This window comes from Rhodopirellula sp. UH5, assembly GCF_056839225.1.
In genome coordinates, this window is record NZ_CM166390.1 from 5,639,743 (window position 1) to 5,664,183 (window position 24,441).

Annotated in this window: 15 protein-coding genes and 1 pseudogene; 15 read left to right on the forward strand and 1 reads right to left on the reverse strand. The window is 58.1% G+C overall.

Going from position 1 to position 24,441, the window contains the following annotated elements:
- Window positions 1-38 precede the first annotated feature (38 nt).
- The 14 genes and pseudogenes from UH5x_RS20010 to UH5x_RS20075 all read left to right on the forward strand — a co-directional run bounded on the left by UH5x_RS20010 (window position 39) and on the right by UH5x_RS20075 (window position 21,490).
- Window positions 39-2,279 carry a tetratricopeptide repeat protein gene (locus UH5x_RS20010; protein WP_482633456.1) on the forward strand — a complete coding sequence of 747 codons (2,241 nt, stop codon included), beginning with the start codon at window positions 39-41 and terminating at the stop codon, window positions 2,277-2,279.
- 653 nt (window positions 2,280-2,932) lie between these two features.
- Window positions 2,933-4,375: a trypsin-like peptidase domain-containing protein gene (locus UH5x_RS20015; protein ID WP_047814879.1), complete on the forward strand. Its 1,443-nt coding sequence runs from the start codon at window positions 2,933-2,935 to the stop codon at window positions 4,373-4,375.
- Window positions 4,376-4,670: 295 nt separating this feature from the next.
- Window positions 4,671-5,265, forward strand: a pseudogene (locus tag UH5x_RS20020) (hypothetical protein).
- 68 nt (window positions 5,266-5,333) lie between these two features.
- A complete protein-coding gene (locus UH5x_RS20025) occupies window positions 5,334-7,184 on the forward strand; it encodes a DEAD/DEAH box helicase (RefSeq protein WP_482633457.1) in 1,851 nt (616 codons plus the stop codon).
- A 1,217-nt stretch (window positions 7,185-8,401) separates the two neighbouring features.
- The gene (locus UH5x_RS20030; RefSeq protein WP_482633458.1) at window positions 8,402-9,253 is read left to right on the forward strand and encodes a CAP domain-containing protein; all 852 of its coding nucleotides are present in this window, start codon (window positions 8,402-8,404) and stop codon (window positions 9,251-9,253) included.
- 8 nt (window positions 9,254-9,261) lie between these two features.
- A complete protein-coding gene (locus tag UH5x_RS20035) occupies window positions 9,262-10,356 on the forward strand; it encodes a hypothetical protein (RefSeq protein WP_482633459.1) in 1,095 nt (364 codons plus the stop codon).
- A 179-nt stretch (window positions 10,357-10,535) separates the two neighbouring features.
- Window positions 10,536-11,252, forward strand: coding sequence for a hypothetical protein (locus UH5x_RS20040; protein ID WP_047814870.1), 717 nt, complete (start codon window positions 10,536-10,538; stop codon window positions 11,250-11,252).
- Between the two features lie 36 nt (window positions 11,253-11,288).
- Entirely contained in the window at window positions 11,289-12,137 is an 849-nt protein-coding gene (locus UH5x_RS20045) for a sugar phosphate isomerase/epimerase family protein (protein WP_047814832.1), read from the forward strand.
- Between the two features lie 291 nt (window positions 12,138-12,428).
- A complete protein-coding gene (locus tag UH5x_RS20050) occupies window positions 12,429-13,208 on the forward strand; it encodes an NRDE family protein (protein WP_007328055.1) in 780 nt (259 codons plus the stop codon).
- A gap of 1,218 nt (window positions 13,209-14,426) precedes the next feature.
- A complete protein-coding gene (locus UH5x_RS20055; protein WP_047815240.1) occupies window positions 14,427-14,609 on the forward strand; it encodes a hypothetical protein in 183 nt (60 codons plus the stop codon).
- Window positions 14,610-14,733: 124 nt separating this feature from the next.
- On the forward strand, window positions 14,734-16,023 hold the full coding sequence (locus tag UH5x_RS20060) for a DUF1559 family PulG-like putative transporter (RefSeq protein ID WP_482633460.1): 1,290 nt from the start codon (window positions 14,734-14,736) through the stop codon (window positions 16,021-16,023).
- 345 nt (window positions 16,024-16,368) lie between these two features.
- On the forward strand, window positions 16,369-19,227 hold the full coding sequence (locus UH5x_RS20065) for a PSD1 and planctomycete cytochrome C domain-containing protein (RefSeq protein WP_482633461.1): 2,859 nt from the start codon (window positions 16,369-16,371) through the stop codon (window positions 19,225-19,227).
- A gap of 1 nt (window position 19,228) precedes the next feature.
- The gene (locus UH5x_RS20070; RefSeq protein WP_047815237.1) at window positions 19,229-20,740 is read left to right on the forward strand and encodes a DUF1501 domain-containing protein; all 1,512 of its coding nucleotides are present in this window, start codon (window positions 19,229-19,231) and stop codon (window positions 20,738-20,740) included.
- Window positions 20,741-20,914: 174 nt separating this feature from the next.
- A complete protein-coding gene (locus UH5x_RS20075; RefSeq protein WP_482633462.1) occupies window positions 20,915-21,490 on the forward strand; it encodes a transposase in 576 nt (191 codons plus the stop codon).
- An 84-nt stretch (window positions 21,491-21,574) separates the two neighbouring features.
- Here UH5x_RS20075 and UH5x_RS20080 read toward each other — a convergent pair whose 3' ends face one another.
- Window positions 21,575-22,396 carry a methyltransferase domain-containing protein gene (locus UH5x_RS20080; protein ID WP_482636033.1) on the reverse strand — a complete coding sequence of 274 codons (822 nt, stop codon included), beginning with the start codon at window positions 22,394-22,396 and terminating at the stop codon, window positions 21,575-21,577.
- Window positions 22,397-22,899: 503 nt separating this feature from the next.
- Between UH5x_RS20080 and UH5x_RS20085 the strand changes: the two genes are divergently transcribed.
- On the forward strand, window positions 22,900-24,429 hold the full coding sequence (locus UH5x_RS20085) for a transposase (RefSeq protein ID WP_482632748.1): 1,530 nt from the start codon (window positions 22,900-22,902) through the stop codon (window positions 24,427-24,429).
- The last annotated feature ends 12 nt before the right edge of the window (window positions 24,430-24,441 follow it).

Here is a 24,441-nt window from a genome sequence, read left to right on the forward strand (position 1 = left end):
TTTTGGACCGGTTCTCTCGTTCATACGAAGTCCTAACGATGCGAATCCAAAATCTCTTCTCCCAGCCCGCGAAAAAGGCGTTTGGCTGCTTGGTTCTGAGCGTTCTTCTTGGCCCGTTGGCTGGGATATCGCTCCCGGGCGGGGGGGCATTGATGAGCCCTGCTGCGATGGCGGACAGCGAATGGCTTCGCACCCTGCCGGTCGTCGATGATGACGAAATTGCAGCGTTGATCGAAGGGCTGGGATCACAGAGTTACGCCACGCGAGTTCGCTGTCGTCAACGTTTGTCACGAATTGGTTTGGCCGCGTTCGACGCGTTGCGAGAAGCCCGCAAGCATCCCGACAGCGAAATTGCGATTGTGGCTCGCAAACTGACCAGCGGTGTCGAGGTGCCTTGGTCGGTCAACACGGACTCGCCAGTCGTGCAGGAGATCTTGCATGAGTACGGGTCGCGTTCCGTGATGTCTCGTCGGCAACGCATTGGCGAACTGGCTTCGCTGCCCACGATGGAATCGTTCCCGGCGCTCGTTCGTTTGACGCGTTACGAAGCCGAGCCCACGCTCAGCCGTTTCGCCGCAATGGCGTTGCTCGCACAACCGGTCCGGGCCACGTTGGAGTTGCGTTCCGAATGGGCCCCTGAAAACGCCAGCGAAGATGCCGCTTCGGATGCCCCCAATTCAGAAGACGTACCGAACTCGGAAAACGAGAATTGGCTGGGGCTGAGTTCCCACGATCGATCGCTGATGGTGACGCATCTGCAGCAGGTGTTTGCCAAGGACACTCAGTTCAGCGGATTGTGGATGAGGCAATACGCCAAGGAGTTGGAATCGGGACGCTTTGAAGCCGATGGCTGGAACAAGCTGATTGAGGAGATGGAATCCAGCTGGGACATCGATGACGGTGCGTCGTCGCAGGACGTGGCTCGGGGGAGGATTGCTCCCGGAGCGATGATCAGCGGCAACGAAATGTTTCGGCTGACATGGTTGAACGCGGAACGAGCTCGGGTGCTGGGCCAAGTCGACGATGCGTCACGATTTCTCTCGCGACACATCGATGTCATTCCGCCACGCACACGGGAGTTGACCGACGCGGCGTTGTGGGCAATCGATCACAAATTGTTTGACGTCATCACCGCGGCTCACGCCAAGCACCAATCGTTGTTCGAAAAGTCGCCTTCTTTGATGTATGCCTCAGCGGAGGCTTTGTTGGAATCGGGGCAACCGGCGTTGGCGGCTGAGCGAGCCCAACAGGCGTTGGAGCTGAATCCGGTTGCGAACTCGGAAGGATCCGGGCAGCCCCCGCTGCACCCCGTTTTGTTGGAGAGCCATGCGGAAGCTCATCTTCGCATCGCAGCGGACCTGATCGATCGCGGGTTGTCCGATTGGGCGGAAGATGAGTATCGCAAACTGATCGATGAGTTGCCGCTGCACGATGTGTCTTCCGCGACGGCGCGGTGGGAGCTCGCGGAACACTTGGCCGAGCTGCAGCAGCCGGGCGAAGTGGTCGCTTTGTTGCAGCCGCTGGTGGAACGAATGGAGAAGGACGATGACTTTCGGCACAAGCTGATGGCTCATGACTTTGATTACTCCTCGCTCCGCAGCCACCTGGATTTTCAAGCCGGTTTGGACCTCGCCAACCGCGAGGACCATGCGGCAGCGAGCGAACGAATGCAGTCCGCCTTCTCAATGAATCCCGAGAACATCGACATTCTGATCGCGATGTATCGGATGGACTGGAACGAGGCGTGGAAGGACGACGTGATCAGCCAGATCGAATCTGTGTTGACGGAAATCGACGACGACATCGAAGAAACGCGGCAGACGTTTCGCGAGACCGGCAACGGTCGTCCCGGGCGGCAAACCGCGATTCGCGATTTGTTGCTGGCAAATTTTTACAACCAATACGCTTGGTTGGTCAGCAACACCGAAGGCGACTACGACAAAGCTCTCCAGCGCAGCATCGAGTCGCTGGAGATGAGTCCTGGCAGTGAGGCTTTGTTGGACACGTGCGGCCGTTGTTACTACGCGGTGGGCGATCTGCCCTCCGCGATTGTGACGCAGCGGAAAGCGGTCGAGTTGACACCCAATTCACCGCCACTGCGCCGACAGTTGAAGTTGTTCGAGAACGCTTGGTTGGATGCCAATCCCGGCAAAACGTTGGGAGAACTGCCCCAGGTGGTTCTTCCGATCACCAAAGCGTCGCCCTCTGAACTGACCGATCGGCAACGCCGGTTGGGCGTGGTGCCGCCCGATGGGCCCCTGAGTTTTCTCGACAATTGAGTCTCCTCGATCATTGGGTTTCCTCCGTCGTTGGAGGTCGGGCAGTTTTCTGGTGCCGCTTTTCGGCAGATTTCTGCAGCAACCACCAATCACAACCCGACGCGTGAGCGAGGGACGCCCCAGCTCCCACGACGGCCCCATCCGGGGCGATACCCAGACGCCCGCCACCATTTATTTTTCGAACGTCCCAAGGGAGGGTGATCATAAACGCTTGGCAACACGGTGCTTGTAAACTGCACGACCTCCTGCGCGGGCGGGGTTCTCAAGGCATTGCGAACACCGCATTTGAAAACTGCACGACTTCGGTGGGGTGTGGGGGGAAAGTCGCCCTGGGGATGCGAGTTGGCGGCTTCAATCAAATCTTGGATTTTCTGCCAATTGTCAAGTTTGGCAAACCTTGCGGCGCGGTCTGTCACTGATCAAGCGACCTTGCGGCGATGTCCGATGGTAACCCTCGTACCGGTCACTCCGCCTGGTTCCGCTTTGTCGGATCGGGCAGGTGACATCACAGGAGCAAGATGCTGCCTTGGCGGCGTGTTGTTCCGGTTGTTTCAATGACTTCCGCTTGATTGCGTGAGTGCGGGGATTGCATGCGTTGGTTTCTAAAACATTCGCCTTCACGTCACGACGTGTCGGTGCATCGTTCCCCATCCATGGGTGTGTTGCTGTCGATGGGGTTGCTGGCGGGATTGACCGTCGGCGTCGGCAGCGATGATTCGGTGTCAGCCGATGACTTGCAGAGCGTGACGGCGACCAGCTTTCGCTCCAGCGACGCAAGCGTACGGGACGTGCGATCGACCGGTCGGTCATCGCGATCGTTGCGTGAAACGCCCACGGTGACGGCGATTCGTCGTGCTTCGCCTTCGGTGGTGAATTTGCACGGTCAAAAGACGATTCGCACCACCGCGGCCAGCATGGCTGGTGGGGCGCCCGATTCGTTTCGCCAAGTCAACGGCATGGGCACAGGGGTCGTGATCGATCCGCGTGGTTATGTGATCACAAATTACCATGTGGTCGAAGACGTCAACGAACTCAACGTGACATTGCACAACGGCGAAGCCACCCGCGCTGATTTGATCGCCTCGGATCCACAAAGCGATCTGGCGTTGGTGAAATTGCGAGGCCAAGGCCCGTTTCCAACGATCCCACGTGGTCACAGCGATGATTTGATGATCGGTGAAACGGTCATCGCCATCGGCAATGCGTTTGGCTATGTCCACACCAGCACCGAAGGCATCATCAGTGCTCTTCACCGCGATGTGCCGGTCAACGAGACACAGCAGTACCGCGATCTGATTCAAACCAGTGCCGGCATCAACCCCGGCAACTCCGGCGGTCCACTGCTGAACATCGATGGTGAAATGATCGGTGTGAACGTTGCCGTTCGCGTCGGTGCTCAACAGATTGCGTTTGCCATTCCAATTGATCAGGTGCTCGACACCGTGACCGAGATGATCAACCGCCACAACGATCGCCGGATGGTGATCGGAATGGATGGATCGGCCGTCTCGCGTGGTGGATTGCAGGTGACACGATTGTCCGACGGTGGTTCGGCACAACAGGCTGGCCTGCAGACAGGCGATCGCTTGGTACGCATCAACCAGCAAGACATCGCGGATCCACTCAACTACGCGTTGTCAGTGCTAGAAGTTGGGCCAGGGGATCCGATGCAGGTCGAATTCGAACGCGAGGGCGAGTTCTTTCAAACGCAATTGGCGACCGCGGTTTCGTCGCAAGAATTTGGTGACCCAGCTGCCGCACTTGCATGGCAAGTCGTGGGTGTCTCTGTCCGACCTGCTGGGAAGTCGTTTGTGCATCGCATGAATTCGCGATTGCAAACCAATTACCGCGGCGGTTTGATCGTCACCGATGTGCGGGCCGGTTCCGCAGCGAGCGAACAAGGGATCACGGCGGGCGACGTTCTGCTGGGGATTCACGTGTGGCAAACCGCCGGGCTGGAAGACTTGGCCGAGATTCTTGACCAACCCAACATCCGCCGCGGTTCGAAGGCCAAGTTCTACCTCGTTCGAAAAGACCAGACGCTGTATGGCCATCTCCAATTGGCTTCGCAAGGGAACCAGCTGACGCGACGCTAGAAGGCCGTGACGGCAAATGGTTCGGGGGGCGAAATTCGTCAAGAGTTTCGACTCGCTCGAAGAAATCCCGAAAGTCTTGACGACTTTCGCCACGGTGATGACCTCCCCATTCGCTTTTTCAGACCGCAAAACGGTTCAGGCCGTTGTTTTCTTGACTCAACGATCGATTCGTCCTGGGACGAACGAGTCGGGGGCATCTTCCGCAGATGCACCGGGCTCGTTCGTCGACCCAGCCGGGACGTGATCGATCGTCCATTCGTCGAGTGGGCGGACGCAGTTGACACCCGCATGTCGATTGCGTCCGTTCGCCCGCGAAACTTTGATGACCTACCCCAATCAAACATCTGATCGAATCCACGATGGAGTCGAAATTGGCACCTGCGACGCTTGGTTATTTCACGATCGTTCAACAAGAACGCACCGGTTGGACGGGCGGATTGCTCGTCCTCAACGGAGGCGGTCGGCCTCTGGAGTTCCAGTGCACGTTGCCGCTGCGTCCAACCAAGGCTCACGAAATCTTGTTTGGCAACACGCTGCGTCAACACCTGATCTGTGACGTCATCGGACCCACGCTCTTGAAGAAATGTCGCACACCGATCTCCATGTTGATGTGTGAGCAAACGGAGTCCCTGCAGATGGCGGATGCCAGTTGCACGATCGGGTTTGTCGCCACGCCGGAAAACGATGGCAAGGCCTACGTCGCGCGAGAACCCAACGGGCATTGCGCCATGAAAGTTCGCGGGGCATCGGTTCTGGTGGCGATGGAACAAATGGAAGCCGCCGAACAAGTCACGCAGCAGATGGGTGACTTCCCCGATGTGATGGAACCTTTCGAGCGGATTCGAGAAGCGATCCGAGAGGCTCAGTCCCAAATCGCGAGGGCGGCGTAGTGTGGTTCCGAAAATCGTCTCCGGTTGCAGAGGATTCGCCGCACGCATCCAGGACGTCGGCGCCCTCGATGCTGACGACTGACGCAGCGCCGCCAGCGGCCGATTCGGCAGTGGCTTCGGCACCGCGTCCCACGATGCAGTGTGAGATCGACGGTACCAACAGTTGGGATGCCGCGACGGCTTTTGAGTTGGAAACAAACGAGTGGACGTTGCCGGCACTGCAACCGATGCGCGTGCCGATCAAATTGCCGCCGCTGGTCGCCAAGACAACGGGATTCTTGTTCCCCGAGTCGGCGTCTTGGATTCCCAAGCCAGCGGAGAAACCCACGCAGGCTGTGGCCGGTTCCATCGGTCCCGAGGGAAAAGGCGAATCCGAAACCGAGGACGAAGGTTTCAAAAAGCGTCGCAAATCGATGGGCAAGCGTTCGCGGATCAAGCCGCCCAATGACATCGTGAAGTTGCAGGACCGGTTGTATTACCTGTTGCAACCGCCGTTGGATTTGCTGGTCGGCAGCGGGCAATTGAACTTTCCGTTCGAACCGTTTCCCTATCAGCTCGATGGGATCGCGTTCCTGTTTCCTCGGTATGCCTGTGTGCTGGCCGATGAGATGGGGCTGGGCAAAACCATGCAAGCGATCAGCACGATGCGGATGTTGTTGTGCAGCGGCGAACTCCGCAACGTGTTGTTGGTTTGCCCCAAGCCGTTGGTCAGCAATTGGCTGCGCGAGTTCAGCGTTTGGGCGCCGGAGATCCCTGTGGTCGCAATCGAAGGCAACGCGGCCAAGCGCGAGTTCCAGTGGCGCGAGCCCAATGTGCCGGTGAAGATTGCCAATTATGAATTGTTGATGCGAGACAAAGAGATCGTGCTCGAGGGCGGTCTGCACTTTGACTTGGTGGCGCTCGACGAAGCCCAGCGGATCAAGAACATCAACAACTCGACCAGCGAAATCGTTCGCGCCATCCCGCGAACCAGGTCGTGGGCTCTGACCGGAACGCCCGTCGAAAACTCGCCCGATGATTTGGTCGGCATCTTTGACTTTCTCTCACCGGGGTACTTGCAAACCGGCATGCCGATGTCGCAGATGGCGAGCATGGCGGGGGACTATATCTTGCGACGCACCAAAGACATGGTGCTCGAAGACATGCCGCCCAAACTTTATCGCGACGCAGACATTGATCTGACGCCCGAACAATGGGCTCGCTACGACACCGCTGAGAAGGAAGGCGTGGTTCATCTGGAGGAACTGGAAGAGTCTCTGACCGTGCAACACGTGTTCGAGTTGGTGTTGCGGCTCAAGCAGATTTGCAACTTCGATCCGGTGACCAATTCCAGCGCCAAATTGCAGCGACTCGAAGCGGACATGGAAGAGGTCGCTGCCAGCGGCCAGAAGGCGATCCTGTTCAGTCAGTGGACCAAGACGATCGACAAGATGCGTCCCACGCTGGAACGGTTTGGACCGCTGGAATACCACGGCAAGATCCCGCACAAGAAACGCGAAGGCGTGATCGAGCAATTCAAAAACGATCCCAACAGCCACATCATTTTGATGAGCTATGGCGCCGGCAGTGTGGGCTTGAACCTGCAGTTTTGCCGGTACGTGTTTTTGTTTGATCGGTGGTGGAACCCCGCGATTGAGGATCAAGCGATCAATCGAGCCCACCGCATTGGAGCGGCTGGCAGCGTGACGGTCACGCGAATGATGGCGGTCAACACGATCGAGCAACGCATCGCGGCGGTGCTCGATCAGAAACGCGAGATGTTTGACATGCTGTTCGCGGATCAACGCGATGCGTCCAAGAACGCCGCGGGCGATGGCCCGGCGAAGTCGGGACCGTTGTCCCAGGCCGGTGGACTGTCACGCGACGAGATCTTCGGTCTGTTCGACCTGCGAGCCCCCGGCGGCAAGAAGGTGGCGTGAGTTGGGGCGGGATGTCCTTTCAGAGTAGAACATTTGTCCCCAAATGTTTGCGTGATTGGTTGGTGTCGTCGAACAGTGTGACGCGAACGGTTGAAAGTGGACTTGTTTGCGATGAGGCTTGGCGTTGGAAGGCTGCCCGACGGAACGGTTGATGACAGAGGACTTTGGAAGGTGGCTGGCACCTTCTAGGCAGGTCGGCAGGAGTGATCAAGCACAACCATGTGAGCCGTTTGGGCGTTAGCCCCGGTTGTGCGTGAAAACCGTGGCTAACGCCAGCGGCTCACATACCCGATGACACCTGCGTACCTTCTAGGCACGAGTTCCCCCTCGTGGCAGGAGAGATCGTGTCGATTTTTGAGACCGCTTTTCGGCGGGTTTTCATACGGCGCACCTCTCCTGAAACGCAGTTTGGGGAGCGGTCGAGCGACGCCGTTCAGGCGTACGCGAGGGTGAGGGCCGGGGATGGGAAACGGCGCACTGCCCTCCCCCGGAAATCTCGCTGAACGCTCGCTTTCCGACCCCTCCCAACTTCGTCGGGCGGGGTTCTTAAAGGGTTGAGAAGGTGGCTGGCACCTTCTAGTCGCGGGGGGCTGAATGTCCTTTCAGAGTAGAACATTTGTCCCCAAATGTTTGCGTGACTGGTTGGTGTCGTCGAACAGTGTGACGCGAATGGTTGAAAGTGGACTTGTTTGCGATGAGGCTTGGCGGTGGAAGGCTGCCCGACGGAACAGTTGATGGCAGAGGACTTTGGAAGGTGGCTGGCACCTTCTAGTTAAGCGCGAGCGCGAGCACGAGCACGAGCACGAGCACGAGCACGAGCACGAGCACGAGCACGAGTACGAGCTAGAAGCTAGAAGCTAGAAGCTAGAAGCTAGAAGCTAGAAGCTAGAAGCTAGAAGCTAGAAGCCTTGGTCCGGCCTGCTTTTCAGTGCGGCAGGTTTGCCCAGTTTGACAGGTGGCCTGGCCTCACCCGAAAGACCTTGGAAACTTCTTCGGGCGATCGCTTCATTTCTAAGTGGTGAACGGATGGTGACTTCCGTCGTTCTCCGTTAGCGCAAGCCGCGATGAAAAGCACTTTTTGCCAGAAAGGGGCTTTTCGCGATGCGGGGAATCGCAATGGTTCGCGGCGACGGAATCTCGCCGGTGCTGCACACGGATGTGACTTGTTCTTGGACCATGGAATGGCTCCACCGGCTCCTTTTCTCTAGGAGTGTCGAATGTCTCGATTGTTTGAAGCGTCTCGTTTCTCTGGACGGAACCCGTTGGCCAAACTTGCACAAGGTTTCGTGCCTCGGTTGTTTGTGCCTCACCTGCCAGCGTTGATCGCGATCGGTGGGCTCACCTGCGGTTCGGTGTTGGCGACCTCGACAGAAGCCCACGCTGCCAATGGCAGAGTGGTTCAGGGGACGACGCTCCCCACCGGATCTGGCTGCACCAATTGCGGTCAGAATCGAAGCGTGGTGACGCATTCACCGGTTTCCAGCCGATCTGTTTCGGTGGGAAGTCCGGTGCAACATGGGCAGCCCGTGCAACACAGCCAAATGGTTCACCAGGGGAGCCCGGTTGTGGATGGAACGCAAGTGTTTCACACCAGCCAACCCGTTCACGCCAGCCAGCCTGTTCACGTCGGCCAAACGATTCATGGCAGCCAAGTGGTTTCGCATCGCCCTGCGATCCAGCATGGCCAGGTGATTCACCAAACGAGCCAGCCTGCGGTGACGCCGGTCTCGCATTCAGCGGCTCATTCGCATCGCGTGGGTGGCGCGGTTTCGAGCGTCTTGTCGACTTTGAACGCACAACGGTCTCGACAGGGACTGCGTGGTCTTGCGTATGATCCGCAATTGCAAGCGGTCGCGGAACGACGCGCTCAGTTGATGGCGTCGACGGGTTTGAAAACTCATCCGTCGGGATCGTTTGCCCCCGGACGCTATGAAGGCGTTGGGTGGAGCAGTTCCCACACGCCCGCCGGAGTCTCGGCTTGTTACACCAGCGATCCCAACATGCGAGTGGCAGGTGCCGCGATGGCGCGTGGTCGCGATGGCGTTTACTTCTGCGTCGTGTATCGCTGATTCACGCGATGGTGATGGCCGTCGCTCTTGCTGAGTCGGCGGTCGAGCCATCGGATGGCATTGGAAATTGGGCGCGATGCAGCGGACAGGTTCCGCTGACCGCGCCGGCGAACAGCTGGCCGGTTGCGGGAGAGCGTTCCAGCATCGCGGCAGCGTTGCCGCCAGCAACCAGTTTCGCGATGACGCCGGATCAGGCTCGTCAATCCGTGCAATGGTTGGCTGATCAACTGCTCCAGCATGTGCCAGATCATTTCGATGGCGACGACGATTGGGGCAACACCAAATCGGTTTGGGCGGGCGTCAAAGTCCGCCGCGAGGGTTGGAAGCTGAAAACCAATCGTCGCCGTCGCGATGTCCGCCACGGGCGTTGGGTCCGCTATGACATTTCTTTGCCGGAACTCGCTGAGCTCCAACGCCCCATCTCAACAGCCGAACCGGCACTTCACCCTCCCTCGGGGAGGACCGAGCATGACCTCAGCTTGCCCGCTGACACCGGACTGTTTTCCGCGTTGGCTTGGCCCTCCACCCTGCCCCTCGACCCTGCGGGGATGCTGGCTGATTCGACGCTCGCCCAGGTTCCGCTCGCTCAGTCACCGCTGACGATTCGGTCCGTGGTGCCTTCGACCACGCCGGCCGGCAATCCCGGTTGGTTGGTTGACGCGGTCGTGCGGACGCCTGCCAAATTTCACACTCGTTTGGAACGTTGGAATCTCGGCTTGCAGGCGTTCAGCATCAGCGTGGATGGCACGATGGAAGTGAACCTGGAGTGCCAGTTTGTGATCGGAATGTCCGCCGATTACAGCGAGGTGCCTCCCGCGATTCAGTTGGATGTGCACGTGGCAAAGGCCAATGTGCGAATGGATCGTTTCAACGTGGAACGGATCAGCAAGCTGGGTGGCGACGCGGCGGAAGAGCTTGGCAACCTGGCCGAGGACACGCTGATCCGGTTGTGGCTGAAGAAAGAGAACGCTCGACTGGCGGACCGGTTGAACGACGCGATCGCCAAGCACCAGTCCGACCTGCGGTGGTCGATGATGCAGTGGTTGGGACAATGGCACTCGGCGTCGTTGCCCCCAGATGGGACGGGCAGCGCAACGCGTTGACCATCCCACAGCAATGAGCGGGGAAAAAGGTGTCAGGTACCTTTTGTGCGAAGCACCCACCGGGCCGTTCCGGCAAAAGGTACCTGACACTCTTTTCCGGGCTGTTCTGAACTCACATCCCAACGTCATTTGTTTGAGACGACGTTCGCATTCTCTTGCTGATCGATGAAGATCTGCCCATGAACTTTCTGTGTCACGCCATCCCTTACCTGGAACATCCTGTGATGGCGGTTTCCACGGGCATCCCCGATTTTTTGTCGGTGATCGATCGTAAGATCCGAGCCCGCGGACGATTGGCGGCTCCGTTTGTCGACGACGCCGATCCGGTGCTTCAACAAGTCGCTCGCGGGGTGCTGGCACACGTGGATGACGACCACTGGTTTCACGGGGGCGAGACGTTCGCCCGGATGAACCTGGAATTCGCCGTGCAGTTGCGAGACCTGTTGCCGGGTGATGCCGGTTTTCGCCCCAGTTTCGTCGGTCACATTCTGATCGAGATGCTGTTGGATTCGAATCTGATCGAGGACCGACCGGAGATTGGCGAGCGGTACTACGCGTTGTTCGAGGAAGTCCCCTTGGACGAAATCTCGCTTGCGGTTCAGAAAATCACGGGCAAATCGACCGACAAAATCCCCTCGACGCTGCAGCGGTTCGCGTCCACCCGGTTCTTGTACGATTACTTGAACGACGACACACTGCTGATGCGGTTGAACCAGGTCATGGCCCGAGTTGGGTTGCTGGCGTTGCCCACCGCCGTCCGCGATTGGCTGCCGAAAGCCCGCCGAGAGGTGCGACTTCATCACGCACGTCTGCTCGCCCCTGGAGGTCGCCCGATGGCTTATCCTGAGCTGACGCTGGCTTCCCCAGCCAATCCCGCTGACGCGAAACCGCGTTGAAATTCCCCTTTCGAGAACTCTGTAGAGAAGAACATCATGAAGTACGGCATGAACCTGCTGTTGTGGTCCGGCGAAGTCACCGAGGAAATGTTGCCTGTTTGCGAGCAGCTCAAAGGACTCGGATACGACAGCGTTGAATTGCCAATGTTCAACCTCGACCTGGACTACGCCAAGATTGGCAAACATCTGGATGAGCTCGGGCTGGGACGCACCGCCGTGACGATTCGCGGCGAAGAAGACAACCCGATCTCGCCAGATGCCGCGGTCCGCGCCAAAGGCGTTGAGCTCAACAAAAAGACGTTGGATTGCTGTGCCGCCGCCGGCATTGAAATTTTGGTCGGACCGTATCACTCGGCGATCGGGTTGTTCAGCGGCGCTGGGCCAACCGATGACGAGTGGAAGTGGGGCGTCGAATCGATGCGAGCGACTGCCGAGTACGCCGAGACCGTTGGCGTGAAATTGGGCATCGAAGCCCTCAACCGTTTCGAGTGCTACCTGCTGAACTGCCATGGCGACTCAGCCCGTTTCGCTCGCGAAGTCGATCATCCGTCCTGCGGGATCATGTACGACACCTTCCACAGCAACATCGAAGAAAAATCGGTCACCGAAGCGGTCTTGGCCGGCGGCGACAAGTTGTTCCACATTCACATCAGCGAAAATGATCGCAGCACACCTGGCAAGGGCGGCGTGAACTGGAAAGAGAACTTCGACGCGATCGCCAAATCAGGCTACGACGGCTACCTGACCATCGAAGCTTTCGGGCTGGCTCTGCCGGAAATCGCGGCCGCCACCAAGATTTGGCGGAAGATGTTCACCGACGAACTGACGCTCGCGAAAGAGGGTCTGGAATTCATGAAGGCTGAAATCGCAGCACGAAAAGCCTGAGCTTGGACCCTCTGATTTCGGGCTCGCTGGCTCGCCCGGGCCCGAAATAGGCTGCCTAAACGGCAAAGAACATCGGTTTCGGCCGATCTTCCCTGACCGGTTGTCTTCCGCGCCAGATCTGAGAAATATCTACGAAACCACCCAGGCGGGGGTGTGGTGGCGGATTTCGCGTGGCTACATTGTTCCCACGTGTATCGCACCAGGCTCGCCGGGGGGTCCCCGATCAATCGGCGAGAGATCACGTGCGTGAGACTGGAAATCACCGATCTTTGAAAGTTGGATGTCTCCCAGATGTGCTTGCTTGCTGTTCAGTACCGTTTGGTTCCCGAAAGTCCCATCCTCGTTGCGGCCAACCGCGAGGAGTATGTGGACCGCCCGAGCCAAACGCCGTCCATCCAATCCGGTAAACCACGCGTTTTGTGTGGGATCGACCAAAAGGCCGGTGGAACTTGGTTGGGGGTAAATCAAAACGGGTTGTTTGTTGGTTTGACCAACCGCGCCACCGCGACGCCCTTGTTCGGTCAACGGTCTCGTGGCCAGTTGGCGATGGACTTATTGCGTTGCACGTCGTCTCGTCGTGCACTGGAAAAAGCCCACGCTGAATTCGCGAAGAATCGTTACGAGGGTTGCAACATCATCTTGGCGGATGCCAAGGCTGGTTTTGCGATTCACGCCGACGAACGTCAAGAAGTCGTCGAGTTGCAGGAGGGCCTGAACATCATCGGGGCTCGCAACTTGAACGACCCGGATGACGGTCGCGTGCAATTGGCTCGCCGCCTTCTGACCCTGCAAACGCTGGACTCACCGGTGAAGTTTCTGGCCGTGGCCAGCAAAGTCTTCGCTCGTTCACCGGTCGGGCAAGGTCGTCCCAGCATGGTCATTCGCAACGGCGACTACGCCACGGTCAGCAGCACGCTGATCGCCTTGGGTGTGAAACCACGCGATGCGATCTATCAGTTCAGCAGCGGTGCACCAGACGAGAGCAAGTACGAGGATTACTCGCCCATGTTGCGTGACATCCTCAGCCGTGGTCTGCGGGAAGCTCGCACCAAAGCCAAGGTCGGCTCCTGATCTTTGATTGTCGCCGTCTTCAGCGGCACTCGACAACACATCACGCCAAGGCAACCAGCAAGTCATGCTGGTTGCCTTGGCGTTTTTTCATGCGCTGACTGCCCGCCTTGGTAGCCCGTGCGGCTTTCTTGACGCCGCTTTGGACGACGCAGGTTTTATTCCACGACTTCGCCCCAAGGGATGTTCGAAAATAAATGGTGGCTGGCGTCTGGGTTTCGCCCCGGATGGGGCCGTCGTGCTTAGCTCGGGGTGGAAGCCCCGAGAGACCGATGCCGGAAAACAAACGGTCGCCCCGGATGGGGCCGTCGTGGGAGTTGGGGGCGTCCCTCGCTCACGCGTCGGGTTGTGATGGGTGGTCTTGGCCGACTCTGACGGGCAAGAGTGCCTTTTTGAACCCCACATCTCGAACACTAATAGTTCTTGGACAAGGGATGTTTGGCTTCACAACGCCTGGTTTCCCAACGCAAGCGGCTCCCAAAAGATGTGGGGTATATAAAAAGGCAAGAGTGCCCATCCTGCATGCGCTGAAACGTCGTTGAGAACTGAGTCAACAAACCGTCACCATTGACGCTCTGATTGCGGATGCCAAGTTTATTCTGCGACTTCGCCCCAAGGGATGTTCGAAAATAAATGGTGGCTGGCGTCTGGGTTTCGCCCCGGATGGGGCCGTCGTGGGAGTTGGGGGCGTCCCTCGCTCACGCGTCGGGTTGTGATGGGGGGGCTTGGCCGACTGCGACTTCGCCCCAACGGGGCAGCCCTATGTCAGCCCAGGGCAACGCCCAGCCTCATGCTTGATCCGGCCTACTGAAGAAATGGATGTCCCTTGCAGCGATGGGGCCGAAAACGCCCGGGAACCTCCTGGTTCACGCGTTGGCTGAAAAGGTTTCGCCCAAAAGTCCTTGAAAGAAAATTTTTTGGGCGATTTTCTTGAGTGGATGTTCACGCCCGCGAAGTTTTCGATTGCTACCTATCTTGACGCGTTCGTGGGTAAGACAGCGAGTCAATGGTTGACCTGCGGGGTTTGACGGACCCCAAGCGAATGCTGCGCCACTTTTGATGACATGAAAAGAGTCGTTCCGATCGAGTTTGACTTCGCGGCGAGGATCCCCCACCATCAGTGGCGATGTTGTTCTCAGGCTCGTTGTTGGCGCGCAGTGAGGCGGAACGCCCCGTTGTGTGCCTGCGTCTCCGTTCTCTCGGTTGTGATTGGTAGGGACGATGAAAGTCGCTTCGTTGTTCGGCAAGTCTTGGTTGGCGTTGTTGCTGGTTGGCATGTGGGTTGGCTGCGAAGCGAAACCCACGGTGATCAGTGAAGATGAGGACGCGTTCGCGGCCTACGACGCAGCGATGGAAAACGCCGAAGCGGAGGCCGCCGAGGAAGCCGAGAAACTGGCTCCTTGATCTGGGCGGTCTGCATCCACAGCAGGGGGCCGTTCCAACCTGCAAATCCTCACCGGGATCTCACGCTGTCCGCCTTCATTGTCGCCAGCGCTCATTCTTTTCTCCTTTTTACGAGTTCGGTGAAATGTTCATTCAAAGAAGCGGAAGCCGGCTTCCACGTCTGTGGAGTGGCCACAGGAATCGTCAGCACGGCGGTTTCACTTTGGTTGAGTTGTTGGTGGTGATCGCCATCATCGGTGTGTTGGTCGGGCTGCTGTTGCCAGCGGTGCAAGCCGCTCGCGAAGCGGCTCGTCGAATGAGTTGCGGCAACAATTTCAAGCAAATTGGCTTGGGGGTTCATAACTATCACGCGGCCTTCAGCCAATTGCCCATGCACGGCACTGGGGCCACCAACGAAAGCAATGATTCTTGGTCGTTGGGGGATGATCACGGGATTGCACCCGCTCCTCCCGTTGGATTCAGCCGGCACATGTTGAGCTATTCGGTCGGTATCCTCCCGTTCATTGAGCAGCAAGGGATGTGGGAACACATCTCCAATCCACTCACTGACGAAGCGGATCGAACTTGGCCCGCCATGGGGCCGGCACCCTACGCGGTCCGCTACGAACCTTGGCGAACGGATGTGCCGACGTACCGTTGCCCCAGCGATCCCGGTCGGGGACTGCCGACCGTCGGACGCAGCAACTACGCGGCTTGCGTGGGCGATGCGACCAGCCGAACTCAGATCGGTGCTTCGCATTTCGCTGGCGGGCAAGGCCGATGGCGATACCAGGATGAAACCTATTTGGTCCGCCAATGCCGGGCGAACTTGCGCGGCGTCTTTGTTCCCCGCGGCAACACGATGTTCCGAGACATTCTCGATGGGACTTCCAACACGATCATGTGCGGCGAAATCGTCACGGACTTGGGCGACCGAGACATCCGCTCGGCAGCCGCGCTGAACAACGGCGGTCACGGTGGCCAGTGGGGCAACGGCATCATGGGCAATCCCAAGACTTGCGAAGACAATGCTCTGATCGATCCTGCTCGTCCGGGGTTCTGGTTGGCTGGCACGACGACCAGTGGTGGGGCCACAACACGTGGCGGACGCTGGGCTGATTTTCGCCCGCTCTATTCTCAATTCCTGTGCATCCTTCCGCCCAACAGCGAAGTTTGCTTGGGGGGAAACCACGGCACGGAAGGCATCACGACCGCCAGCAGCCGGCACCAAGGTGGCGTGCACGTGTTGATGGCCGATGGGGCGGTGAAGTTCATCACCGACTCGATCGAAGCCGGGAACAGCCGGGCGGAAACCGTCTGGCATCGCAACGCTTCGGAGGAAAGTAGCAACCCACCGGGATCGGCCAGCCCCTACGGATTGTGGGGGTCACTTGGGACCCGTGGTGCAAGAGAGGTGATTGATCAAGAGTTTTGACTTGGTGTCTTCGTTCTTGCTCAACTTTGCGTTTTCTTCAAAACGTGGACGCCCGTTGTATCTTTCGATATGACGGGCGTTTTGCGTTTTCACCGTCGTTTTGCTGGCTTTGGCGTGGTTGACCGATTTGCTGGATGGGCAGAGTCCGCTTATTGTGGGGAAGCATCTTCCCTGTTTATGCGAGACGGTTTCTTGGCGGAGCGTTCCGTTGTGTAGCGAGGGGACGATCGGTTGATGGAGCGTGAGTCGTTTCGATCTCGCTCCTCGCGTCCGGCCATCCCGCTTGCTTCCTAGGTGGCGCGACCATGTCTTGCTCGTCGGCACACACTTCTTGATCATTCATTCATGACGCTACGCTCTCAGATTGGTCGCCTTGTCACGACGATACTCGCGTTGGCAGTGGGAGGCGGGGCGACTTCGCACGCGGTCGACTTTGCCGTCGACATTCAGCCGATCTTGAACGAGCACTGCGTGGCCTGCCATGGCGGGGTCAAGCAGGCGGGCGATCTGTCATTCATTCATCGCGATAGCGCGCTGGCCGTGATCGAGCCGGGCGACGTCGATGGTTCCTACATGATCGATCGGATTCTGTCGGAGGACGAATCGGAGGTCATGCCGCCACCCGAACATGGGGCACCACTGTCCGAAGAAAAGATTGCCCTGCTGAAAACCTGGATCGAGGAAGGGGCCCAGTGGAAACAATCCTGGGGCTACGAACCGCCGGTGGCACCAAAGGTTCCCGAGGTCGCCGACCCGGACGCCTGCCGCCAAACCATCGATCGATTCGTTCGCAAGTCGCTCGAAGAGAAAGGGATTCAACCCGCCGCTGATGCCCCTCCTCACCAATGGCTCAGGCGAGTCACGTTGGACCTGACCGGTGTGCCACCGACGCTGGAGGAAGTCGAACGCTTCCAGGACGCTGCGACAGCACGTGGTGACGCGGCCTACTCTGAGAAGGTGGATGAGCTATTGAAGTCATCCGGCTATGGCGAACGCTGGGCCTCGGTGTGGCTGGATCAAATTCGCTACGCCGATAGCCGCGGCTTGGGATTGGATGGACGCCGTAACGCGTGGAAGTATCGCGACTGGGTGATCGATGCGTTCAACAACGACATCCCGTTTGACGAGTTCACGATCAAGCAAATTGCGGGTGACTTGTTGCCTGATCCTTCGATCAGCGATCGCTTGGCCACCACCGCCAGTCGTTTGACTCAGACCAACGAAGAAGGTGGCACGGACGACGAAGAGTTCCGCATCAACGCGGTGATGGATCGCGTCAGCACCGTCTGGCAAACCTGGCAAGGCATCACGTTTGGCTGCGTCCAGTGTCACAGTCACCCGTATGACCCGATCGAGCACGATGAGTTCTACGAGTTCATGGCGTTCTTCAACAACTCGGTCGATTGTGACTTGAGTGGTGAAGAACCGTTGTTGTCCGTGCCGCTGGCCAAGGAAGACGAAGAACGTGCCTCTGATCTCGATCGTCAAATTCGTTCGCTCCAGCAATCGATCTGGCACCAGGAATTCGAAGCGGTCAGCGAGAACGAGTTGGACTGGAAGCACATCGACTCCATGACCGCCTCGGCCACCAAGCAAACCAAGGTCGACGTCGAAGAACGCAACGGGCGGACGGAGTTCTACACGATCGACACGCTGTCCAACGGCACGACTATTTCGCTGGAGTGCGAGATGCCCGAATCAGCCGACAAGCTCACCGCCATCCGTTTGACGCTGCTGCCTCGCAATCCTAAAACCGCACTGGCAGATTCCGAGTGGGGATTTGTGCTGTCGCATTTGAATGCGGTCTTGGTCGGGGACGATGACGAAGAGATCCAGGTTGAGTTCTCGCACGTCGTCGCGGATGAGCCCGAGCCGCTGAAGCATCCTCGGTCCAGCATGGATCCAAAGAACAGCGACGGGTTCGCTGCCTTCACTCGTATTCACCATCCTCGTGTGGCCGTGTTCTTGTTGAAGGAACCAATCGAAGTCCCTGGAGGTGCGAAGCTCAAACTCGACATGAGTTGTCGACAACAAGCGTTGGGGGCCTTTCCCTTGGTCGTCCGTCGCGGCAGCGTTGATGTGTGCTCGGACGAGAAGGCTTTGCTGGCGTGGACCGACAAAGACTTGTCAGATGAGCGAGCCGAACTGTCACGGATTTCCGGCGAACGACGGAAGATCGCTTCGGTCCGCATTCCAATCATGATGGAACGCCCCGAGCATTTGGCTCGTCCCAGCCACGTGTTCATTCGCGGTTTGTTCCTGACAAAGGATCAAGTCGTCCAGCCGAATGTGCCGGATTCCATGCCACCCATTGCCGGCGATGGACCCTTCAACCGAATGGATCTGGCCAAGTGGTTGGTGGATCCGAGCAACCCGCTGACCGCTCGCGTGACCGTCAACCGCGTCTGGGCTCGGTTGTTCGGAATGGGATTGGTGCCGACCGAGGAAGACTTTGGTTCCAGCGGCGAGCGTCCAACGCATCCAGAGTTGCTGGACCACTTGGCGATCAAGTTCCAAACCGAATACGACTGGAGCTGGAAGCAATTGATTCGATCGATTGTGTTGTCGAGCACCTACCGGCAAGACGCCGTCATCGATCCGAAATCAGACTTGGTCGATCCACAGAACCGATGGTTGTCTCGCGGGCCTCGTTTCCGCATGCCCGCCGAAATGGTTCGCGATCAAGCCTTGTTTGTGTCCGGATTGCTTTCGCCAGAAGTGCATGGGGCTCCCGTTCATCCGCCGATTCCTGACGGCGTTTGGAAACCATTCCAAGGCGGCGACAAATGGAACACGCCCGAGGTCGGCAACCCGGATCGCTACCGTCGTTCGATTTACACCTACACCAAACGCAGCATTCCTTATCCGATGTTTGCTGCGTTCGACGCTCCTTCGCGTGAGTTCTGCACACCGCGCCGGCTTCGATCCAACACGCCGCTGCAAGCCCTGACAACACTCAACGATGTCACCTTCGTGGAGTGCATGCAAGCGTTGGCCAAGAAAGTCGAAGCCATGGATGGAACTTTGGAAGAACGTTTGACGAAAGGTTTTCAGTTGGTGACTTCCCGGTCGCCGACGGCCGCGGAACAGAAAATCTTGGTGACTCTGTACGAGCAAGCCAAGCAACCGTCCGAACAAGAGCAAGACGCCTACGAAGCGGTCGCGTCTGCGTTGTTGAACCTCGACGAAATCATGAGCAAATAAGATGCATCGCGAAACAATCTCTCAAGAACTTTTTCGTCAGTCGTTGTTGCAAACCAGTCGTCGGCAATTTTTGACCGATTCGGCCGCTGGCCTCGGCGCCATTTACTTGGCGACTCAGCAAGCGGGCCGAAATGCTGCGCATGCCAATCCGTCGCTGCAACATGGTTTTGATCCCCAGCACGACGCCACCAACCCGCTCAGTCCACTCGTGCCGCCTCAACCAGCCAAGGTCAAGCGAGTGATCTACTTGCACATGGTCGGTGCCCCCAGCCAGTTGGAGTTGTTTGACTACAAACCGGACCTAAAAGCACTCGATGGCATGGAATGCCCGCAGTCGTTCTTGGAGGGCAAGCGATTCGCTTTCATCAACGGCACGCCACGGATGCTAGGGCCCCAGTATGATTTCCAGCAACACGGCGAGTCCGGGGCGTGGGTCTCGGAGTTGATGCCGCACCTGGCCAAGCAAGTCGACGACCTGTGTTTCTTGAAAACGGTCAAGACGGACCAGTTCAATCACGGACCGGCTCAGTTGATGGTGCACACCGGCGCGGCACCGATGGGATCGCCGTCGATCGGTTCCTGGGTCACGTACGGCCTGGGCAGCGAGAACGAAGACCTGCCCGGATTCATCGTGCTGTTGTCCGGCGGTCGTTTGCCTCGGGTGGGCAAGGCTCTTTGGGGATCCGGTTTTTTGCCATCGGTCTATCAAGGCGTGCAGTGTCGATCCAAAGGCGATCCGGTTCTGAATGTCGCCAACCCCGAAGGCGTTTCGCGGCAAGAACGACGCCAGGTGTTGGATGCTCTGGCGGCACTCAATCAAGAGTCGCTGCAGCAGTACGGCGACCCGGAAACGGTCACCCGGATCGCTCAGTACGAGATGGCCTATCGGATGCAGGTGGCTGCTCCCGAAGCGATGGACCTGTCGCAAGAAACCGCCGAGACCCTCGAGAGCTACGGCGCCGAACCTGGCAAAGAATCGTTTGCCAACAACTGCTTGCTCGCGCGACGTTTGGTCGAAGAAGGCGTCCGCTTTGTGCAGTTGTTCGATTGGGGCTGGGACACGCACGGGTCCAACCGCAGCGAGTCGCTCGAGCACGGTTTGCCGGACAAGTGCAAGCAAACGGACAAGCCCATTGCGGCGTTGCTGGCTGATTTGAAGCAGCGTGGGATGCTGGAAGACACGCTGGTCGTCTGGGGCGGCGAGTTCGGACGCACGCCGATGCGAGAGAACCGAGGCGGAACCACGATGGCGTTCCACGGTCGCGATCACAGCCCCGAGGCGTTCACGATGTGGATGGCCGGCGGCGGCGTCAAACCGGGGTTCACCTATGGCGAGACCGATGCGGTCGGCTACACCGCAGCGACCGAGTCCGTGCACCTGCGAGATTTCCATGCCACGATGCTGCACCTGCTCGGCTTCCACCACGAGACGATGGTCTACCCCTTCAAAGGCCTCAACCAGCGCCTCACCGGAGTCAAACAAAGCCGAGTCGTCGAAGAAATCCTGACGTAGGTGGCTGCGCCCCGATCCGCCGCCATTCGTCGCCGGATTCGCCCCACCCGTAGCCGGATTCGCCAGAATTCGGATGTCCCTGATTGTCGCCCTTCCGAATTCTTGGCGAATCCGGCTACATCGAAACGGTCCCACAACCAGCAGTGCTCTTCCACCTGCTCTCAGATCAGGCTCATGAAGCGTCCGTCCAGCAAGCATTCCTACCTCAAGCGTCTCCCGCCCGAGTTTTATCGTGGGGATGCTTGTGTGCACTGGAGTCTTGTCATTCAGGACCGCAAACAAGGCTGGTGCAAACCGATTTTGCTCTACAAGTTTCGCGAGCTTCTAACGCACACCGCCTTTCGATACGCCATCGCTTGCCCGATGTATTGTCTGATGCCGGACCATATCCACATGCTTTGGATGGGGCTGTTTGAGAGCAGTGATCAGCGTCTTGCAATGCGTCACTTTCGCGACCGATTCAATGATGTGCTGGAGCGACTCCAGGTGGAGTTGCAGGGGCAGGCCTACGATGACGTTTTGCAGGATGAGGAACGCAAGGAAGAATCGATTGAGGCAATCTGTGACTACATCGCTCGGAACCCAGAGCGTGCTGGTTTAGTGCCAGTCGACGGCTACGCCGAATACAAGTTCACTGGGTGCTTGGTTCCCGGCTATCCCGAGTTGGCTCCCTTCGCGGCCGACTATTGGACGCGATATTGGCGGATCGTTTCCTACCTGCGATCCCACGGGTTGCAACAAGGTTCGTAGCCGGATTCGCCCCACCCGGTAGCCGGATTCGCCAGAATTCGGATGTCTCTGCTCGTCGTCCCTCCGAATTCTTGGCGAATCCGGCTACGTCCGGAACAACATCAGATCCGCCGCCAGCGTCACTGGCATCGCGGTGGCGGTCTGCACTCGAGCGTTCTGCGAAAACCGCACACCGCGATAGGTCATCGCCATCGCATCGGCGATCGCCTCGCTGTCCAGGTCAACCTGTTCTTGCCACAGCCGATGTTCGACCAGTTTCAATCCCGCAACCGCCATCTCGTCGACGACCTTCTCCCATCGACTTCGTCGCTGCCCGGATTGCTGCACGTGTTCACGCAGTTCGATCAAGTCCTCTTCACCCGGAACGGCGACAATCAGCTGGCCATCTTCCATGAGCACGCGAGCAATCTCGGCGACCGGCCGACGGCCGAACAATGACAGCACGCAGGACACGCTGGCATCCGCCACCGGCAGCGATCGGTCCGCGTTGGCCCAAACCCAAGTCGCCTCCGGCCACCCGCGAGCGGCCAGCTTGATCGCCTTCTTCGACAGATCAATCCCGCAGTAACTGCCTGGCGAATCGCCAAACAAAGCCGGCCCAAAGGTGCCTTCGCCGCAACCGAGATCGATCGTTCGGGAGTTGCTGGCCTCGTTCCGCGCCGCCACCCAAGGCCGCAAGGCCTCGATCAGCCCAGCAGCATGCCCACGCTGCAGCCATCGATGACGAGCCAGCACCGCGGCATCCGCGTCGCCCGGTTGTTTCGACTTGCGATCCTGCGGCTGGGACAAGCTGTAGTAGCCCTCGCGAGCCCGATCGAAATGGTGCCGCTTCTCACAGCGCAGCCCACCCTCCACCGGCGACAAAGCCAACCCGCAATTCCGAACCGTGCAACGCAACTCAAACAAACCTGTTTTCCTTTTCATTCCGGTCTCGCCCGTAGCCGGATTCGCCAGAATTCGGACGCATGCGCATTCCCGGCACCGGCTAGGTATGGTTCCCGGCACCAATGTAGGCCATGTCTCACATGGCACCCAGCCGATGCTTCGCCAGAAGCGAGGCGTCCAGTAGATTCCCAATCTCGCCCACTGCATGTCGTTTGCCACAAAGAGCACAGAGCTCACCAAGATGACGCAGCCAACTCACCTCACTGGCCAACAGACTGTTGATTCAAGACGTTTCAAAGATTGAACGATCAGACGACGGACGCTCGCCTGGACCGCGAAATGTTTGATGTTGTGGAGCGTCTTGGTTTGCGCAAGTTCTGTTCCACGACTTCGCCCCAACGGGCAACGCCGTGAACGATTTTGAGGCCGCGATTTGTGGTGTTTTGCTGAACTGCCCTTGAAGTGTAAAAGCCGGATCCCCCTACCAACCAACTGAAACACTTCAGTCAGAAAGGAATCCGGCTGTGTCAAAGAAACTCGATTCTCACGAATCAAGCAAGGCCAAAGAACATGCTCGACAAAGGAAATCCAACCGAGCTAAGCGCAAGGTCAAGATCGAATCTCAGCGAGAGCGTTATCGGAAAGCCCAGACGCGCAACGCCAAAGAGTTCCGCAGTGCGATCGATTGGGTGCTGGGTGACGAGCAGGCAGTGCCGACGCAGGCCCACGGCAACACTGGCTGGAAGACAATGACTCTGATGATCCAAGCCTTGCTGTGGATCTTCTCTGACAAGGACAAGCTCAAGGATGCTTTTGATTCAGGCACCCGGCAATGCAAAAAGGTCCACGGGAGGATCGCATTTTCAAGTTACTCTGGACTGATCAAGGCGCTGGTTCGATGGACTCCCTGGTTGTCCGAGGTTTTGCTTACTCGGATTCACAAGCAAATCGAGGCAACCGCCGGCAAGCTTTGGAGGACGACTGGTTGGGTCGTCATGGCTGTCGATGGTTCTCGAAACACAACGCCGCGAACACTGAGTAACGAAAAAGCGTTTTGCGCTCCCAATCATGGTCACGGGACAACGGCTCGGTATCGAAAAAAGAAGACCAAAGGAATGCGCCGTCAGGCCATCGAGAAGAATCCACCGGCACCGCCAGTACCCCAGATTTGGATCACAAAGATTTGGCACGTTGCCACGCAACTGACTTGGTGCTGGAAACTTGGGCCTAGCAATGCGTCCGAACGAGCACACGTGCAAGAGATGCTAGAAAACGGCGAATTCCCGGGGAAAACGTTGTTTACCGGTGACGCGGGATTCGTTGGCTACGAATTTTGGAAGAGCATCATCGATGGGGGACACCACTTTCTCGTTCGCGTCGGCGCGAACGTCAACTTGCTGCATAGCCTCGGCTACGATGTCGAGCCTGGCGAAGACAACCTTGTTTACTGCTGGCCCAAGGACAAACGCCGTGAGGGCATGCGTCCCCTGAAGCTTCGCATGATTCAGATCCAACTCGGCCGCAAAGAGGCAGTTCTCTTAACGAGCGTTTTGGATGAGAAGAAGCTCACGGACGAGCAAGCACTGGTAATTTACAAGAGCCGCTGGGGAATCGAATTGGAATTTCGCAACCTAAAGCAAACGTATGGACGACGACAACTTCGCTGCCGCCAGAGCGTCCGGGCGTTGGTGGAGTTGCATTGGTCGATCCTCAGTATTCTGATCGTCAAGCTGTATGCCTTGAAAGTACACCTCGCGAAGAAACGTCGCCGGGGTGATCCGGTCGCGATGCCTGGTCGAATCAGCTTCGCAGGGGTGGTGCGTTCTTTCCAACGCATTCTTGAGAACCTCAACGAGACCGATCTCGAGGAACCGAGCTTATCGGAGATGCTGAGGGATGCGCTGATCGATGATTACGAACGCAAGTCGAGCAAGGAGGCGAGGTATAAACCGAACAAGAAAGACAAGCCTCGTTGCGGTCTCCCCAACGTCACTCGCGCCACGAAAGAAGATCGCGATCGACTTCAAAAACTGGGGTTTTGTACCGTCGCCTAAATCGTTCACGGC

Excerpts from the sequence above, each read along its gene's own strand:
- UH5x_RS20065 (WP_482633461.1), top strand. The coding sequence starts at position 16,369 with ATGACGCTACGCTCTCAGATTGGTCGCCTTGTCACGACGATACTCGCG.
- UH5x_RS20075 (WP_482633462.1), top strand. The coding sequence starts at position 20,915 with ATGAAGCGTCCGTCCAGCAAGCATTCCTACCTCAAGCGTCTCCCGCCC.
- UH5x_RS20010 (WP_482633456.1), top strand. The coding sequence starts at position 39 with ATGCGAATCCAAAATCTCTTCTCCCAGCCCGCGAAAAAGGCGTTTGGC.
- UH5x_RS20055 (WP_047815240.1), top strand. The coding sequence starts at position 14,427 with ATGAAAGTCGCTTCGTTGTTCGGCAAGTCTTGGTTGGCGTTGTTGCTG.
- UH5x_RS20040 (WP_047814870.1), top strand. The coding sequence starts at position 10,536 with ATGAACTTTCTGTGTCACGCCATCCCTTACCTGGAACATCCTGTGATG.
- UH5x_RS20045 (WP_047814832.1), top strand. The coding sequence starts at position 11,289 with ATGAAGTACGGCATGAACCTGCTGTTGTGGTCCGGCGAAGTCACCGAG.
- UH5x_RS20070 (WP_047815237.1), top strand. The coding sequence starts at position 19,229 with ATGCATCGCGAAACAATCTCTCAAGAACTTTTTCGTCAGTCGTTGTTG.
- UH5x_RS20035 (WP_482633459.1), top strand. The coding sequence starts at position 9,262 with ATGGTGATGGCCGTCGCTCTTGCTGAGTCGGCGGTCGAGCCATCGGAT.
- UH5x_RS20060 (WP_482633460.1), top strand. The coding sequence starts at position 14,734 with ATGTTCATTCAAAGAAGCGGAAGCCGGCTTCCACGTCTGTGGAGTGGC.
- UH5x_RS20030 (WP_482633458.1), top strand. The coding sequence starts at position 8,402 with ATGTCTCGATTGTTTGAAGCGTCTCGTTTCTCTGGACGGAACCCGTTG.
- UH5x_RS20025 (WP_482633457.1), top strand. The coding sequence starts at position 5,334 with ATGCTGACGACTGACGCAGCGCCGCCAGCGGCCGATTCGGCAGTGGCT.
- UH5x_RS20050 (WP_007328055.1), top strand. The coding sequence starts at position 12,429 with ATGTGCTTGCTTGCTGTTCAGTACCGTTTGGTTCCCGAAAGTCCCATC.
- UH5x_RS20015 (WP_047814879.1), top strand. The coding sequence starts at position 2,933 with ATGGGTGTGTTGCTGTCGATGGGGTTGCTGGCGGGATTGACCGTCGGC.